The 13709-nt window shown below is 71.7% G+C and carries 16 protein-coding genes; 11 read left to right on the top strand and 5 right to left on the bottom strand.

Translation table 11 applies throughout. From position 1 onward, the window contains the following. Positions 1-61: 61 nt before the first annotated feature. From AB0J33_RS27710 to AB0J33_RS27690, 5 genes are all read left to right on the top strand, one after another. Entirely contained in the window at positions 62-568 is a 507-nt protein-coding gene (locus AB0J33_RS27710) for a hypothetical protein (RefSeq protein WP_363617442.1), read from the top strand. A 166-nt stretch (positions 569-734) separates the two neighbouring features. Next, positions 735-1049 carry a 50S ribosomal protein L21 gene (gene rplU, locus AB0J33_RS27705; protein ID WP_007464063.1) on the top strand — a complete coding sequence of 105 codons (315 nt, stop codon included), beginning with the start codon at positions 735-737 and terminating at the stop codon, positions 1047-1049. Between the two features lie 11 nt (positions 1050-1060). Then, the gene (gene rpmA, locus AB0J33_RS27700) at positions 1061-1315 is read left to right on the top strand and encodes a 50S ribosomal protein L27 (RefSeq protein ID WP_074313740.1); all 255 of its coding nucleotides are present in this window, start codon (positions 1061-1063) and stop codon (positions 1313-1315) included. Between the two features lie 96 nt (positions 1316-1411). Then, the gene (gene obgE / locus AB0J33_RS27695; protein ID WP_363617440.1) at positions 1412-2887 is read left to right on the top strand and encodes a GTPase ObgE; all 1476 of its coding nucleotides are present in this window, start codon (positions 1412-1414) and stop codon (positions 2885-2887) included. Positions 2888-2958: 71 nt separating this feature from the next. Then, on the top strand, positions 2959-3408 hold the full coding sequence (locus AB0J33_RS27690; RefSeq protein WP_363617438.1) for a GNAT family N-acetyltransferase: 450 nt from the start codon (positions 2959-2961) through the stop codon (positions 3406-3408). A 30-nt stretch (positions 3409-3438) separates the two neighbouring features. Here AB0J33_RS27690 and AB0J33_RS27685 read toward each other — a convergent pair whose 3' ends face one another. Next, positions 3439-4098: a DUF6766 family protein gene (locus tag AB0J33_RS27685; RefSeq protein ID WP_363617436.1), complete on the bottom strand. Its 660-nt coding sequence runs from the start codon at positions 4096-4098 to the stop codon at positions 3439-3441. 56 nt (positions 4099-4154) lie between these two features. Then, entirely contained in the window at positions 4155-4646 is a 492-nt protein-coding gene (locus AB0J33_RS27680) for a DUF4383 domain-containing protein (RefSeq protein WP_363617434.1), read from the bottom strand. 230 nt (positions 4647-4876) lie between these two features. Between AB0J33_RS27680 and AB0J33_RS27675 the strand changes: the two genes are divergently transcribed. The 3 genes from AB0J33_RS27675 to AB0J33_RS27665 are packed head-to-tail and all read left to right on the top strand — an operon-like array spanning position 4877 to position 6871. Next, on the top strand, positions 4877-5746 hold the full coding sequence (locus tag AB0J33_RS27675) for a hypothetical protein (RefSeq protein WP_363617432.1): 870 nt from the start codon (positions 4877-4879) through the stop codon (positions 5744-5746). Positions 5747-5777: 31 nt separating this feature from the next. Beyond that, the gene (locus AB0J33_RS27670) at positions 5778-6245 is read left to right on the top strand and encodes a phage holin family protein (RefSeq protein WP_363617430.1); all 468 of its coding nucleotides are present in this window, start codon (positions 5778-5780) and stop codon (positions 6243-6245) included. Continuing rightward, a complete protein-coding gene (locus tag AB0J33_RS27665; RefSeq protein WP_363617428.1) occupies positions 6242-6871 on the top strand; it encodes a DUF3618 domain-containing protein in 630 nt (209 codons plus the stop codon). The genes AB0J33_RS27670 and AB0J33_RS27665 overlap by 4 nt, the downstream gene beginning before the upstream one ends. 141 nt (positions 6872-7012) lie before the next feature. On the opposite strand, the gene AB0J33_RS27660 is transcribed toward AB0J33_RS27665, so the two are convergent. Both AB0J33_RS27660 and AB0J33_RS27655 read right to left on the bottom strand, forming a co-directional pair. Further along, positions 7013-8071, bottom strand: a complete 1059-nt coding sequence (locus AB0J33_RS27660) for a glycosyltransferase family 2 protein (protein ID WP_363617426.1) — start codon at positions 8069-8071, stop codon at positions 7013-7015. A gap of 22 nt (positions 8072-8093) precedes the next feature. Continuing rightward, positions 8094-9341: a cytochrome P450 gene (locus AB0J33_RS27655; RefSeq protein ID WP_363617424.1), complete on the bottom strand. Its 1248-nt coding sequence runs from the start codon at positions 9339-9341 to the stop codon at positions 8094-8096. A 145-nt stretch (positions 9342-9486) separates the two neighbouring features. On the opposite strand from AB0J33_RS27655, the gene AB0J33_RS27650 reads away from it, so the two are divergent. Then, positions 9487-9888: a hypothetical protein gene (locus AB0J33_RS27650; RefSeq protein ID WP_363617422.1), complete on the top strand. Its 402-nt coding sequence runs from the start codon at positions 9487-9489 to the stop codon at positions 9886-9888. A 123-nt stretch (positions 9889-10011) separates the two neighbouring features. Here the strand turns inward: AB0J33_RS27650 and AB0J33_RS27645 are convergent, their stop codons facing one another. Continuing rightward, the gene (locus tag AB0J33_RS27645) at positions 10012-10230 is read right to left on the bottom strand and encodes a DUF397 domain-containing protein (RefSeq protein WP_030491749.1); all 219 of its coding nucleotides are present in this window, start codon (positions 10228-10230) and stop codon (positions 10012-10014) included. A 70-nt stretch (positions 10231-10300) separates the two neighbouring features. Between AB0J33_RS27645 and pepN the strand changes: the two genes are divergently transcribed. Together pepN and nadD are read left to right on the top strand one after the other, a co-directional pair. After that, complete coding sequence (gene pepN, locus AB0J33_RS27640) at positions 10301-12817, top strand: aminopeptidase N (RefSeq protein ID WP_363617420.1); 2517 nt, start codon at positions 10301-10303, stop codon at positions 12815-12817. Between the two features lie 276 nt (positions 12818-13093). Beyond that, positions 13094-13690, top strand: a complete 597-nt coding sequence (nadD, locus tag AB0J33_RS27635; protein ID WP_238642693.1) for a nicotinate-nucleotide adenylyltransferase — start codon at positions 13094-13096, stop codon at positions 13688-13690. Positions 13691-13709: the final 19 nt, after the last annotated feature.

Genomic DNA, 13709 nt, shown 5'->3' with positions numbered 1-13709 from the left:
AGGGACCTCGCCGTTGCGGTCACCCGGTCCAGGATCGGCCGTCCCGGGTCAGGAGATGAAGATGCGCCGTCTGCTCGCCGTCACCGCTCTGGTCATCGTGCTCTTCGGCGCGGTGGCCTGCGCCGCCGACGGGTCCACCTCCGCCGGACGGTCCGCCTCCACCGGGGCCTCCGGTTCCGCGGCCGGTGGCACCTCTCCCGAACCGACCGGCCTGTCGGCCAGCGGTGGTGTGGCGGGTGGCAACGCCACCCAGGTCTGCGCCGCCGCGCAGGAGGCCAGCACCACCGCCGTGCGGACGTACGTGGCCGAGTTGGGCCAGCTGGTCGCAGCGGTGGGCGCCGGGGACAGCCGCACGGCCGAGGTGGCCCGGGGGCGGGCCGAGGCGGCGCTGGCCGGCTGGCGGACCGCGTTGCGGGAGCAGTCGGGACGGGCCACCGATCCGCAGCTCAAGACTCTGCTCACCGACCTCGGCACCGAGGTCTCCGCGCTCGGTGTCGACGTCGAGTCGATCGACGAGACCGAACTCGACCGGCTCCAGCAGCGCCTCGACCAACTCTGCGCGCGCTGACCAGGGCGGGCCGGTTTGGGGTCCGGGCCGGCGATGGCGTACTCTTGCCTGCGGCGCACTTTTGGTGTGCCGAGTTCCCGTGTGCCCGCGCCGCCGTGCACTGCTACCCGGCGAGCCGCCGCGGGGACGACCGCCAGCAGCCTCAACGACAGGGAGTCCGCCTCCGATGTACGCGATCGTCAAGACCGGCGGCAAGCAGTACAAGGTCGCCGAGGGCGACGTGATCGAGGTCGAGAAGCTCACCGGCGCCCCCGGTGACGCGGTGAAGCTCACCGCGGTGCTCCTCGTCGACGGTGACGACCTGGTGACCGACGCGGCGAAGCTTGCCGAGGTCGCGGTGTCCGGCGAAATTGCCGCGCACACCAAGGGCCCGAAGATCCGGATCCACAAGTTCAAGAACAAGACCGGCTACCACAAGCGCCAGGGTCACCGCCAGCCGTTGACCCAGGTCAAGGTGACCGGCATCTCCAGCGGGAAGTAGGTCGTCCTCCAATGGCTCACAAAAAGGGTGCGTCCAGCTCGCGTAACGGTCGTGACTCCGCGGCCCAGCGACTCGGCGTGAAGCGCTTCGGTGGTCAGGTCGTCAGCGCCGGTGAGATCCTCATCCGGCAGCGTGGCACCAAGTTCCACCCCGGTGACCTGGTCGGCCGTGGCGGCGACGACACGCTGTTCGCGCTGTCCGCCGGTGCGGTCCTGTTCGGCACGAAGCGCGGTCGCAAGACCGTCAGCATCGTTCCGCAGCAGTAGTTCTCTTCGCTAAGCGGGCCGCGGACCTCCGGGTCCCGGCCCGCTTAGCCTTTTTCACGTAGTGCGGGGTTGGACCTCGCTGGAAGGATTGACGCCGTGGCAACGTTCGTTGACCGGGTCGTTCTGCATTTGCAGGCCGGCGATGGCGGGCACGGTTGTGTCTCGATCCACCGCGAGAAGTTCAAGCCCTTCGGTGGGCCGGACGGCGGTAACGGCGGGCACGGGGGCAGCGTGTCCCTGGTGGTCGACCCGCAGGTGACCACGCTGCTCGACTTCCACTTCCACCCGCACGTCAAGGCCGACAACGGCAAGGGCGGCGCCGGGTCGAACCGGGACGGGGCCAACGGCCACAACCTGGTGCTCAAGGTGCCCAACGGCACCGTGGTCCAGACCACCGACGGCACGGTGCTCGCCGACATGGTCGGCGCCGGCACCACCTTCGAGATCGCCCGCGGCGGGCGCGGCGGCCGGGGCAACGCCTCGCTGGCGAACGCCAAGCGCAAGGCGCCTGGCTTCGCCGAGCTGGGGGAGCCCGGCGACCAGCTGGACATCGTGCTGGAGCTGAAGAGCGTCGCCGACGTGGGCCTGGTGGGCTTCCCGTCCGCCGGCAAGTCGTCGCTGATCTCGGTGATCTCCGCCGCCAAGCCGAAGATCGCCGACTACCCGTTCACGACCCTGGTGCCCAACCTCGGCGTGGTCCGGATGGACAACCACACCTTCACCGTCGCCGACGTGCCCGGCCTGATTCCCGGCGCGGCCACCGGCAAGGGGCTGGGCCTGGAGTTCCTGCGGCACATCGAGCGCTGCGCGGTGCTGGTGCACGTCATCGACTCGGCGACCCTGGAGCCGGGTCGTGACCCGGTGGCCGACATCGACGCCATCGAGGCCGAGCTGAGCCAGTACGGCGGTCTCACCGACCGCCCACGGCTGGTCGCCGTCAACAAGGTCGACGTGCCGGACGGCCGGGACCTCGCCGAGATCGTGCGCCCCGACCTGGAGGAGCGCGGCTACCGGGTGTTCGAGGTGTCCGCGGCGACCCGGGAGGGGCTCAAGGAGCTGACCTACGCGATGGCGGAGCTGGTTGAGGCGGAGCGTAAGGCCGCGCCGCCCGCCGAGCCGACCCGGATCGTGATCCGTCCGATGGCCGTGGACGACGACGGTTTCACCATTACGGCCGACGCGGACGGCTCGTTCACCGTTCGCGGTGTCCGGCCGGAACGCTGGGTCAAGCAGACCAACTTCGACAACGACGAGGCGGTCGGCTACCTCGCTGACCGGCTGGCCCGGCTCGGGGTGGAGGACAAGCTGGCCAAGGCCGGCGCGCAGCCCGGTGACCTGGTCCGAATCGGTGAGCGCGAGTTCGACTGGCAGCCGACGCTCTACGCCGGCGTGGACTTCGTGCCCGGCAACCGGGGCACCGACGTCCGCCTGGAGGAGAAGTCGAACCGGGCCTCGGCGGCGGACCGGCTCGCCGCGCGGAAGGCTCGCCGGGTGCGATCGGCGGACGAGGTGGGCGCGGACGCGTCCGACGACCTTGACGACGACCTCCTCGACGAGGACGACGCCAAGTAGTTTCGTTGCGCTCCGTGACCGGGTTGAATTCCGGAAACCTGCGCGAAATCCACGCCTCCTAGCGTGGGGTGATGCTGATCGAGTCCCGGCCTGCCATCGATCCGGAGATCGCCGCCATGGTCACCGCCCAGCAGCGTGAGCTGCGCGAGGCCGATGGTGGGTTGGACGGGCAGGTCTTCGTCCCCCACGACGACGTGCGCTACCTGGCGGTGGTGGTGAACGGTCGGGCGGTCGCCTGCGGGGGGCTCCAGGCGATCGACGCCGAAACCGGCGAGGTCAAGCGGATGTACGTCCGGCCCGCGTACCGGGGGCGGGGCATCGCCCGTCAACTGCTCGCCGCACTGGAGGAGTGCGCGTTCCGGCAGGGGCACTCGGTGGTCTGCCTGGAGACGGGCACCTACCTACCGGCCGCGATCGGCCTGTACACCTCGTGCGGCTACCAGCAGATCCCGGTCTACGGCGAGTACGTGGGTAACCCGTACAGCATCTGTTTTGCCAAGCGGCTGCCGGTCGCGGCCTGACGGCCGCCGCACCGCTGCCGCGTCGCCGGGTCAGGCGCCCGTGCTGGCGTGCGCGACGGTGACCGGCTTCGACTCCGGCGAGGCGTGCTGGCGCAGCACGATGCTCAGCAGGATCAGCGCGCCGACCGCGAGAAACTCGCTCTGCCAGTTCTGCATGGACTGGAACCAGAAGTCGCTGGTGCCGAGGAACTCCCACACCCCGATCGGTGGCGCCCCGCTCTGGAGCGCCTGCTCCTGGTTGTACGCGGCGGTGCCACCGAGCAGGTGACCGACGAACGAACCGGCGAAGATCAGCAACAGCGCGAGAGAGAGGCTGTTCCGGTAGATCACCAGTGGCAGGCCGCCGACACGTACCGGCCAGGGTGACTGCGCGTTAGCCCGGCGCTCGTCGTCCTCCGGTCGGTCGGTCTGCTCGATCGGCTTCGACTCGGCCGAGCCCCGCTGCACCAGGTACGCGGTGAGCAGCACGTACCCGCCCATCTGGAGGAACTCCGACTCCCAGTTCTCGAAGACCGCCTCGGCGAAGTGCCCGCTGGTCAGGTACGCCGGCCAGCTCAACGGGGTGGCCCCGAACTCGGTCAGCTCCTCATTGTGGGTCTGCCAGCCGAAGACGCTCTGCAACACCAGAAAGACCAGGAACGCACCCAGCATGGTGACGGCCAGTGCGTTGTCACGCAGCCAACGAGGCATGATCCAACCTCCTTCGTGGGTCGATTACCCCGGCGGGCGCGACCACGAAACCCAGGTCAATGCCGGTCGGCGGGGTTGTCCAGGCGCCCGCCGGTGCCCGCGGTGTTCGACAGCAGCAGCCCGAGCGCGAGCATGACGAAGCCGAGCGCGAGGTGCAGCCAGTTGTCGTTGTCGTTGATCGGCAGGATGTTCGCGCCGGCCTCCGGGTCGATCGCCTCGATCCCCAGCCCGTACAGCCAGAGGACGAGGTAGATCGCGCCACCGGCGGCCAGGAACACGCGGGCCCCGGCGACGCTGCGGGCCAGCACGAGGCCCGCCAGCCCGAAGATCAGGTGAACCGCGTTGTGCAGGATCGACACCTGGAACAGACCGAGCAGCTGCGCCTCCGAGTGGTGCCCGCCGAACCTCAACTCGCCGTAGTCGGTGGTGACGCCGGGGATGAAGCCGAGGACGCCGATCAGCAGGAAGACACCGGCGACGACCAGCGCGGCCACCTGGACCCGGGGTCGGTGGCCGGCCGCTCGGCCGCCCCGCGCGTCTCGTGCCATCGCTGCCCCCTTCGTGGATCTGCCAGCCTCGCGAACCTCACTGTCCGCAGCGGCGACGTGACGCAGCCCGACGATCCTCCATTTTGAAGTCCATCCGGCTGACCCCGCAGAGAAATGCACGAAGAGGTATGGAAGGCAAAACGCAGGGTAGGTGAATGGTCAGCGGCTGCCGAGACGCGACCGCATCCCCCCAGCACAACCGCGACGACTTTCTGAGCGGAAGGGAAATCATGACTTACGATCTTTCATCCACGTCTTCCACGTACGGGCAGCAGTCGACCAATGGCGGCGGTGTCCGCGAGCAGGCACGCCAGGTCGGCTCGGAGGCGGCGCACGCAGGTGGCGCGGTCGCCCAGACCGCCAGGGAACAGGGCACCGAGGTCGGCCGTGAGGCGGCCCGGCAGGCCCGCAACCTGTACGGCGAGGCGCGCAGCCAACTCGCCAGCCAGACCGGTGAGCAGCAGCGCCGGGCCGCTGGTGGGCTGCGTTCGCTGGCCGACGAGATGCGCTCGATGGCCGAGCAGGGTGGCCAGGCCGGCCCGGTGACCGAGCTGGCCCGCCAGGCCGCCGACCGGGTGCACGGCGTCGCCGGGTGGCTTGAGGAGCGCGAGCCCGGTGACCTGCTCACCGAGGTACGCGACTACGCGCGACGGAACCCGGGCACCTTCCTGGTCGGCGCGGCCGTGCTCGGCGTGCTGGCCGGCCGGTTGACCCGTGGCCTCTCCGCCACGAGCGACGACTCCGGCAACGGATCGTCCAGCTACCGGGGCGCCGGGGCGTACGACCCGGAGCAGACCGCCGTGATTCCGACGCCCCCGCCGGCACCCCGCGCGGTGCCGGACGCCGTTCCGCCGGGCGGCTACCTCGACCCGACCCCCGGCACGCACACCCCGCCGACGCCCGGCGGTTACGCCGACCCGGTGCCCGGCAACTACGCCGACCCGGCGTCCGGTGGCTACGCCGACCCGGCGCCCGGCACCTACCCCGAGCCTGGCCGGGGTGACTACCCGGAGCACTCCGGCACCGGTCAGCCGCTGCCGCCGGTGACCCAGACCGACCCGCTGCCGGGCGTGCCGTCCACCGGCAACCCCCGTCCGTGAGCCGCCGAGTCATCCGAAGGGAGACGACGGCATGAGCATGCCGACGCAGGGGTCCGGCCTGGACTCCGGTTACCACCCCGACGCGGGAGCTCCGCACTCCGCCGCCGAGGTGAAGAACAGCTCGTTGGGTGACCTGATGCGGCAGGTCACCACCGACCTGTCGACGCTGGTGCGTCAGGAGGTCGAGCTGGCCAAGGCCGAGATCCGCCAGGAGGGCAAGAAGGCCGGCAAGGCGGCGGGCCTCTTCGGCGGCGCAGGCTTCGGCGGCTACATGGTGGCCCTCTTCGTGTCCATCGCCGTGTGGCAGTTCCTGGACAACGTCATGGATTCCGGCCTCGCCGCACTGATCGTGGCCGTGCTCTGGGCCGTGGTCGCCGCGGTCCTCTACTCGATGGCCAAGAAGAACGCCCAGCACGTACGCGGGCTCAAGCAGACCAACGACAGCGTGCAGCGGATCCCCGACGCGCTCAAGCCGCACCCGGAGGGAGTCACCCGATGAGCACCGATCCCGATCAGATCCGCCGGGAGATCGAAGCCACCCGCAACAGCCTCAGCTCCGATGTGGACGCGCTGGCGTACAAGGTCAGCCCCAGCCGCATCGTCGACGACCGCAAGCAGCGGGCCCGTTCCGCTCTGCAGAATGTGAGGGACAAGGTCATGGGAACCGCGTCTGACCTCGGCCACGGCACCGGCCACGCCGCCCACTCGGTGGGTGACCGCGCCTCGTCGGCGGCCTCCAGCGTCAGCGACGCCGCGCACTCGGCGGCCGCCACGGTCAACGACGCCGCGCACAGCGCGCCGCGGGTGATCCGGCAGAAGTCCCAGGGCAACCCTCTCGCCGCCGGTCTGATCGCGTTCGGGGTCGGCTGGCTGGCCTCGTCGCTGATTCCGGCCTCCCGCCGCGAGCAGCAGGCCGCCACCCAGGTGAAGGCCAAGGTCAGCGAGCACAGCGGCGCGGTGAAGGAGAAGCTGGGCGAGGTGGCCAGCGAGCTGCGCGAGCCGGTCCAGCAGGCCGCCGAGTCGGTGAGGTCCACCGCCCAGGACGCCGTGCACGCGGTCAAGGACGACACGAAGTCCGCCGCCAACGACGTCAAGGACCAGGCGCGGCACCACGTCAGCCCCTGACCCTGACCCCACCCACCCACCCACCCCACCAGCACGACAGCTCGCGGCCACCCCGGTGCCCGCGAGCTGTCGCGTTCCCCCGCCCCCGCGCCCCGCCCTTTACCCCCGGCGATCTTGCACTTTCTGTTGGAGATTTGTCGCTTACGGGGATTTCTGTCCCAACAGAAAGTGCAAGATCGCGCGGGTGCGGGGGGTGGGGTTGGCGGCGTGGCGGATGCGGGTGTCGTTGTAGCGGACGCCGCCGAACACGAGACGCTGGGCGAGCGCCAACCAGCTGCAGGTGCCCCGTTCCAACAGCCAGAGCGGGGCCGCCAGGGCCGCGGTCGGCGGGAACACCCGGGAACCGCCGGCACGACGGCGACCCGTCTCGGCCAGGGCCACGACGCCGGCCGCCGCGCCGAGCAGCAACCGGTGCCGGCGCGACGCGACCGCCGCCGCCAGCGCCGGCAGGACCGCGAGCGCGGTCAGCAGGCGGGCCGGTTGGGCCAGGTCGTCGTACGCCTGACGGACCCGTTGGCTGCGGAAGTGCGCGGCGTCCGGAGGCAGTCGGCGGACGTACAGCCAGGCCGGGGCGGCCTCGGTGCCGTGGTGCGCGCGCACGGTGCGGATCAGCTCCAGGTTCTCGAAGAGCACGTCCGGGTCGTACCCGCCCATGGCGAGGAAGGTGCTGCGCCGCACGGCGAGGGTGCCCGGGTAGTCCGCCCCGAGCGCCCGGTTGAGCAGCGTGCGGCCGGTGTCCCACCAGGCGTGCCAGGGCAGCGGGTCGAAGTAGTTCTGCGGTCGTACCAGGTCGGCCCGGCCCAGCAGTCGGTGTAGGGCGGTCAGCGCGGCCTCGTCGTACCGGACGTCGTCGTCGGCGATCACCACCTGCTCGTGGCCGGCCGCGCGGACCCCGGTGCGTACGCCCAGCACCTTGCCGTTGAGGCCGTGCTCGCTCGGGTCGGGGGGCAGGTGCCGGACCAGCCCTCGCCACGCCTCGGCGTGCCCGGCGAAGAGGTCCGGAGGTGAACCGTCGACCACGAGCACGTCGAGTCGGGCGCCCAGCCAGCGCAGATAGTCGGTCAGCTCGGCCAGGCCGGTGTCGCTGTGCCAGCGCAACGGCAGCACGTACGCCATCGGTAGCCGGACGGCGCCCTCGTGGTCGCCGTCCCGCCGACGCGCGGCACGCCGGGCGTCATCGGTAGGGCTGAACGAGGACATCGCAGCTCCGTTGCGGGGCGGGTCAGGCGGTGCGGCGGACGTTGGTCAGGGTCAGGCCCAGGGGCGGCAGCGCGGGCATCCGGTGCAGGTCCAGGGCCAGGTTCTGGACCGGAACGTCGTAGCGCATGGCGCGGGTCAGGTTGGCGACCGCCCGCTTCATCAGGTCGATGGTGATCCACTCCCCGGCGCAGCGGTGGCCGGACCAGTGGTCACCACCGCCCTGCGGGATCAGCTCGAACGGGTCCACCTGGCGGCCGGCGAACCGCTCCGGGCGGAACAGCTCCGGTTGGGGCCAGAGCGACGGGTGGTGGTTGGTGCCGTAGAGGTCGAGCAGCACCCGTCGTCCCTTGGGAAAGTGGTGGCCCTGCCAGTCGAAGGCTCGCCGGACCCGGGCCGCCGCCATCGGGAAGAACGGGTAGTACCGGCGTACCTCCTGGACGAAGTGCGCGGCGGCCTCGTCGTCGTCGCGGACCCGTTGCCGCCAGGCCGGATGGTCGTGCAGGGCGAGCGCGGCGAAGGCGATGTACTGGTCGACGGCGACCACCGGGCGCAGCACGTTGAGCAGCTCCACCGCCGCGACCCGCCGGGGGAGGAGGTCGCCGCGCCCGTCCCGCTGTTCGGCGATCACGGCCAGCGCGCTGCCGGCCGGCGCCGGATCGAAGCCGACCCGGGTCCGTTCGACGAGGCCGGCGAGCCAGCGCTCGGCGCGGTGCCGGGCGAGCCGTCCCCGCCAGTGCCGCGGGCCGGCCACCGCCGGGGCCTCGATCATGGCGTGCAGCTCCACCGCGCGCCGCCCGACCTGCGACTCAGGCAGCGGCACCCCGGCCCAGGCGCAGACCACCCGGGTCAGCAGCCGCCCCAACTCGTCGTAGAGCGACACCGGGCCGGCACCCTGCCAGGCGGTGATCCGGGTCCGCCACTCGTCGTCGAAGAGTTGGCCGAGCCGCTGGATCGCGGCCGGTGCCATGATCGACATGAACATGGCCTTGCGCTCGGAGTGCTCCGGCCCGTCCAGCCCCTGCACGCCGCCCTGACCGGTCAGGGTCCGCTGCACCCGCAGCGGCATCGCGGTGGCACGTTGGAAACGGTCATTGTCGTAGAACAGCTCCGCCGCCGGCCGCCCGCGCAGGCAGATGGTCGGGGCGAGCAGGATCCGGGTCCGGAAGATGTCGCTGCCGTAGCGCTCGCAGCGTTCGCCGATGAACCGGTAGCCGGCGCGGAGCAGCGCGAGCGTGCTGTCCGGGCTGCGGTCGGCCGGCATGGTCGCCATCGGGTCTCCTCACGCGCAGGTCCGGCTGGTCGCCGTCGGCCCTCGCGCTTACCCCCGTGGACGCCGCTGAACCCCGCCCGGCTGGCCCCTCCCAGGGGCGGCGGAACCTGGTTTGCTGCTGGTGGGGCAACCACGGGGAGGGCGGATGCGGGACAACAGATCGCCACACTGGCGGCAGCGGCGAGCGGCCGAGGCGCTGGGCGGGGGCCGCGACGGGCGGTCACTGATCGGGCCGCCGCGGCGACCCACCCGTCCGCACCGGTTCTTCACCGTGCACCTGGGCTTCACCGCACCCGGCACGGCCGAGGCGCGCGAGCTGGCCGTGGCGTACGCGGAGGCGTTGAGCCTGCTCCGCCCGGAGGTGGCGCTGGGGGCGGCGGCCCTGTCACCGGCGGACGCCTGGCAGCGGGCCGAGCGGCTGTTCTGCGGCGCGGTCGGCCCGGACGGGGAGCGGTGCGTCGATGTGGCCGGCCATCCCGGCTTCCACCATGCCCCGGGCCCCGGTGGCCTCGGCTGGGGCGACGGCGACGGCCCCTCCGATGGGTGATCTCTGGAGCCCGGGGGTGGCCGATCCGGCAGTGGACCGGCCACCTCGCGCGCGCCGCCGTGCCGGGGTCCCGGTCACGGTCGCCGGCCCGCCGACCCCGCGGCGACGAGTCGGTGGGAGCGCTCAGTCCAGGTCGAACTCGCCGTCCTGCGCGCCGGCCACGAACGCGTCCCACTCGGCCTGCGTGAAGACCAGCACCGGTCCTTCCGGCTCGGCCGAGTTGCGCATCCCGATCAGGTCGTCGACGAAGGCGACCTCGACGGCGCTGTCGGAGGTGTCCCCCTCGGCTCGCTGCCAGACCGCCCGAGAGAGGTCGAAGTCGCCCTTGGGGTGTTGCGCCATGGTTCTTTCCTCCAGTGCCGAGGGTCGAGGTGGTGACCGGGTGCCGATCCCCATCGGGCAGGATAAGCGGATGCCGAGCCTGACCCGTGTAGAGGCGACCGCGCGTGGCGCGACGATTACCGTCGAGTCCTATCAGGTGGACCTCGACCTGACCGGTGACGCCGGCCTGTTCCGCTCCCGCGTCGAGATCCGGTTCCGGGCCACCGCCGGCGCCGCCACCTTCGCCGAGGTCAAGCCCGCCAAACTGCTGGGTGTACGCCTCAACGACCGCGACCTCGATCCCGGCCTGCTGACCGACAACCGGCTGCCGCTGCACGATCTGGCCGCGGAGAACACGCTGGTCGTCGAGGCGGAGATGGCGTACTCCAACTCGGGGGAGGGGATGCACCGCTTCGTCGACCCGGCCGACGGCGAGACCTACCTCTACGCGGTGAGCTTCCTCGACAACGTGCAGCGCATCTTCGCCGCCTTCGACCAGCCCGACCTCAAGGCGCCGTTCACCCTCTCGGTCACCGCCCCGCCGCAGTGGACGGTCGTGGGCAACGCGGAGGTGACCGCCAACCCGGCCCCCGGGCGCTGGGAGTTCGCCCCGAGCGCGCCCCTGGCCACGTATTTCTTCTCGCTGATCGCCGGGCCGTACCACGTCCGGCGGGCCGAGCACGACGGCGTGCCGCTGGGCATCTACTGCCGCCGGTCGCTCGCCGAGCACCTCGACGCCGACGCCGAGGAGATCTTCACCGTCACCCGGCAGTGCCTGGACCGGTTCCACCAGCTCTTCACGGAGCGCTACCCGTTCGGCAAGTACGACCAGGCGTTCGTGCCGGAGTTCAACGCCGGGGCGATGGAGAACCCGGGCATCGTCACCTTCCGGGACGACTACGTGTTCCGTTCGGCGGTCACCGACACCGAGCGCGAGCAGCGGGCCACCACCATCGCTCATGAGATGGCGCACATGTGGTTCGGTGACCTGGTCACCATGCGCTGGTGGGACGACCTGTGGCTGAACGAGTCCTTCGCGGAATACCTGGGCACCCGGGTCACCGCCGAGGCGACCCGCTTCGACCAGGCGTGGACCACGTTCGCCATGCGCCGCAAGGCCTGGGGTTACGCCGCCGACCAGCGCCCCTCCACCCACCCGGTCGCCCCGTCGGAGGTGGCCGACGCCGACGAGGGCCTGCTCAACTTCGACGGCATCTCGTACGCCAAGGGCGCCAGCGTGTTGCGGCAGCTGGTCGCCTGGCTTGGTGACGACGCGTTCCTCGCCGGCCTGAACGCCCACTTCGCCGCGCACCGTTTCGGCAACGCCACCCTCGCCGACCTGCTGGCGAGCTTCTCCACGAGCAGCGGAAGGGACCTCTCCGGGTGGTCCGAGCTGTGGCTGCGCCGACCGCAGGTCAACACGCTGCGCGCCGAGGTCGCCGTGGGCGCCGACGGCCACTACACCGAGGTGGCCGTGGTGCAGACCGCGCCCGAGTCGCATCCCGTGCTGCGCCCGCACCGGATCGGCGTGGGCCGCTACTCGGCGGACGGCACCGTGCGGCGCGACGAGGTGGACATCGACCCTAGCGCCGACGGTGGCCGGACCGTGCTCGGTGCGCTGACCGGGGAGCCGGTGGCCCGGCTGCTGCTGCTCAACGACGGTGACCTCACGTTCGCCAAGGTGCGCCTCGACCCGGCGTCGGCGGACGCCGTCCCGCTGGTGTTGCCCGGTCTGACCGACCCGCTGGCCAGGGCGGTGCTCTGGAGCGAGGCGCTGGACGCGGCGACCGACGGGGAACGCCCGGTCGCCGGCCTGGTCGACCTGATGGCCGCCGTGCTGCCCACCGAAGCCGAAGTGATCATCGCGGAGGACGTGCTGACACTCAGCCGGTCACTTGTCGACCGTTACCTCGACCCGCTGACCCGGTCCGCCGCGCTGGCCCGGGTCGCGGGGGCGTGCCAGCGGATGCTCGACGGCGCACCGGCCGGAGGGTCGTTGCAGCTCGCCGCCGCGCGGGCCTGGATCGTCTCGACCACCGACGCGGATCTGCTCGTCGGCTGGCTCGCCGGCCGGGACGTGCCGGCCGGGCTGAGGGTCGACGCCGAGCTGCGCTGGGCGGCGCTGCGTCGACTGGTGGTGCTCGGCGCCGCCGGCGAGGCGGAGATCGTCATCGAGGCGGCCGCCGACAACAGCTCCGCGGGTGCGGAACGGGCCGCCCGGTGCCGGGCGGCCCTGCCCGACCCGGCGGCGAAGCAGGCGGCCTGGGAGATCATCGTGCGGGACACCGAGTTGTCCAACCGACTGTTGGAGGCGACCGCCGAGGGTTTCTGGCAACCCGAACAGGCCGAGCTGACCGCCGACTACGTCGATCGGTACTTCACGGAGATGCCGGCCGCCGCGACTCGGCGTACCCCCTGGACGGCCGACCGGGTGGCGGCCCTGGCGTTCCCCCGCTACGCCGTGGCGCAGCCGACCCGGGAGGCGGCCGCGGCGCTGCTGGCCCGCGACGACCTGACCCCCGGCCTACGCCGGGTGGTGACCGACGCCGACGACGACCTGCGCCGCGCGTTGGTCGCCCGGACGGCGGTGGCCGCCGCTTCCGCCTGACGACGGCCCGGTCCGGTGGCCAACCGGCCACCCCGGCGCCCCGCCCCGCCCCGCCCCCGCCCCCGCCCTCCCGCCCGGCGCCCTCAGCGCATGATCGACTCGGTTTTCGTGAAGTCGCGGTGTCCCGGCGGCGGGATGGCCCGCCTTCCTGAAAGCCGAGTGGATCATGACGGAGAATGCCCCGCCAGGAGCCTCCTGAGGCCGGGCATTCGGGCGGGGGGTGGGCCTCTGCCGGGCCGGGACGCTCGGCCACTTCGCTCGGCCTACGATCATCGGGTGGAGGAAGATATCCGGCGGATCGGGATCATGGGTGGCACCTTCGACCCGATCCACCACGGGCACCTCGTCGCGGCCAGCGAGGTGGCGGACCGGTTCGGCCTGGACGAGGTGGTCTTCGTTCCCACCGGGCAGCCGTGGCAGAAGGCCGACGAGCCGGTCAGCCCTGCCGAGGACCGGTACCTGATGACGGTCATCGCCACCGCCTCCAACCCCCGCTTCCAGGTCAGCCGGGTCGACATCGACCGCAGCGGGCCGACCTACACGGTCGACACCCTGCGCGACCTACAGGCCGAGTACGGCCCGAAGGTGCAGCTCTTCTTCATCACCGGCGCGGACGCCCTGCAACGCATCCTGTCCTGGAAGGACCTGGACGAGATCTTCGAGCTGGCCCACTTCATCGGCGTGACCCGGCCCGGCTTCCCGCTGACCGACAAGCACCTTCCGGCGGACACCGTCAGCCTGATCCAGGTGCCCGCGATGTCGATCTCGTCGACCGACTGCCGCGCCCGGGTCGCCCGAGGTGAGCCGGTCTGGTATCTGGTGCCCGACGGTGTGGTGCAGTACATCGCCAAGCGGAGCCTCTATCAGGGCTGAACGCACCCGTTATACCCAG

Origin of the sequence: Micromonospora sp. NPDC049645 (assembly GCF_040675155.1) — a bacterium.
In the GTDB taxonomy this organism is placed as follows: Bacteria; Actinomycetota; Actinomycetes; order Mycobacteriales; family Micromonosporaceae; genus Micromonospora.
The sequence above is the reverse complement of the archived record's forward strand: the minus strand, read 5'-3'. Positions and strand labels throughout refer to the sequence as shown.

Bases quoted from the DNA above. Each gene is read 5' to 3' on its own strand.
- AB0J33_RS27665 (WP_363617428.1), top strand. From the start codon at position 6,242: ATGAGCACCGATCCCGATCAGATCCGCCGGGAGATCGAAGCCACCCGC.
- AB0J33_RS27685 (WP_363617436.1), bottom strand. From the start codon at position 4,098: ATGCCTCGTTGGCTGCGTGACAACGCACTGGCCGTCACCATGCTGGGT.
- AB0J33_RS27675 (WP_363617432.1), top strand. From the start codon at position 4,877: ATGACTTACGATCTTTCATCCACGTCTTCCACGTACGGGCAGCAGTCG.
- AB0J33_RS27710 (WP_363617442.1), top strand. From the start codon at position 62: ATGCGCCGTCTGCTCGCCGTCACCGCTCTGGTCATCGTGCTCTTCGGC.
- AB0J33_RS27680 (WP_363617434.1), bottom strand. From the start codon at position 4,646: ATGGCACGAGACGCGCGGGGCGGCCGAGCGGCCGGCCACCGACCCCGG.
- rpmA (WP_074313740.1), top strand. From the start codon at position 1,061: ATGGCTCACAAAAAGGGTGCGTCCAGCTCGCGTAACGGTCGTGACTCC.
- AB0J33_RS27670 (WP_363617430.1), top strand. From the start codon at position 5,778: ATGAGCATGCCGACGCAGGGGTCCGGCCTGGACTCCGGTTACCACCCC.
- pepN (WP_363617420.1), top strand. From the start codon at position 10,301: ATGCCGAGCCTGACCCGTGTAGAGGCGACCGCGCGTGGCGCGACGATT.
- rplU (WP_007464063.1), top strand. From the start codon at position 735: ATGTACGCGATCGTCAAGACCGGCGGCAAGCAGTACAAGGTCGCCGAG.
- AB0J33_RS27690 (WP_363617438.1), top strand. From the start codon at position 2,959: ATGCTGATCGAGTCCCGGCCTGCCATCGATCCGGAGATCGCCGCCATG.
- AB0J33_RS27645 (WP_030491749.1), bottom strand. From the start codon at position 10,230: ATGGCGCAACACCCCAAGGGCGACTTCGACCTCTCTCGGGCGGTCTGG.
- AB0J33_RS27660 (WP_363617426.1), bottom strand. From the start codon at position 8,071: ATGTCCTCGTTCAGCCCTACCGATGACGCCCGGCGTGCCGCGCGTCGG.
- AB0J33_RS27650 (WP_363617422.1), top strand. From the start codon at position 9,487: ATGCGGGACAACAGATCGCCACACTGGCGGCAGCGGCGAGCGGCCGAG.
- AB0J33_RS27655 (WP_363617424.1), bottom strand. From the start codon at position 9,341: ATGGCGACCATGCCGGCCGACCGCAGCCCGGACAGCACGCTCGCGCTG.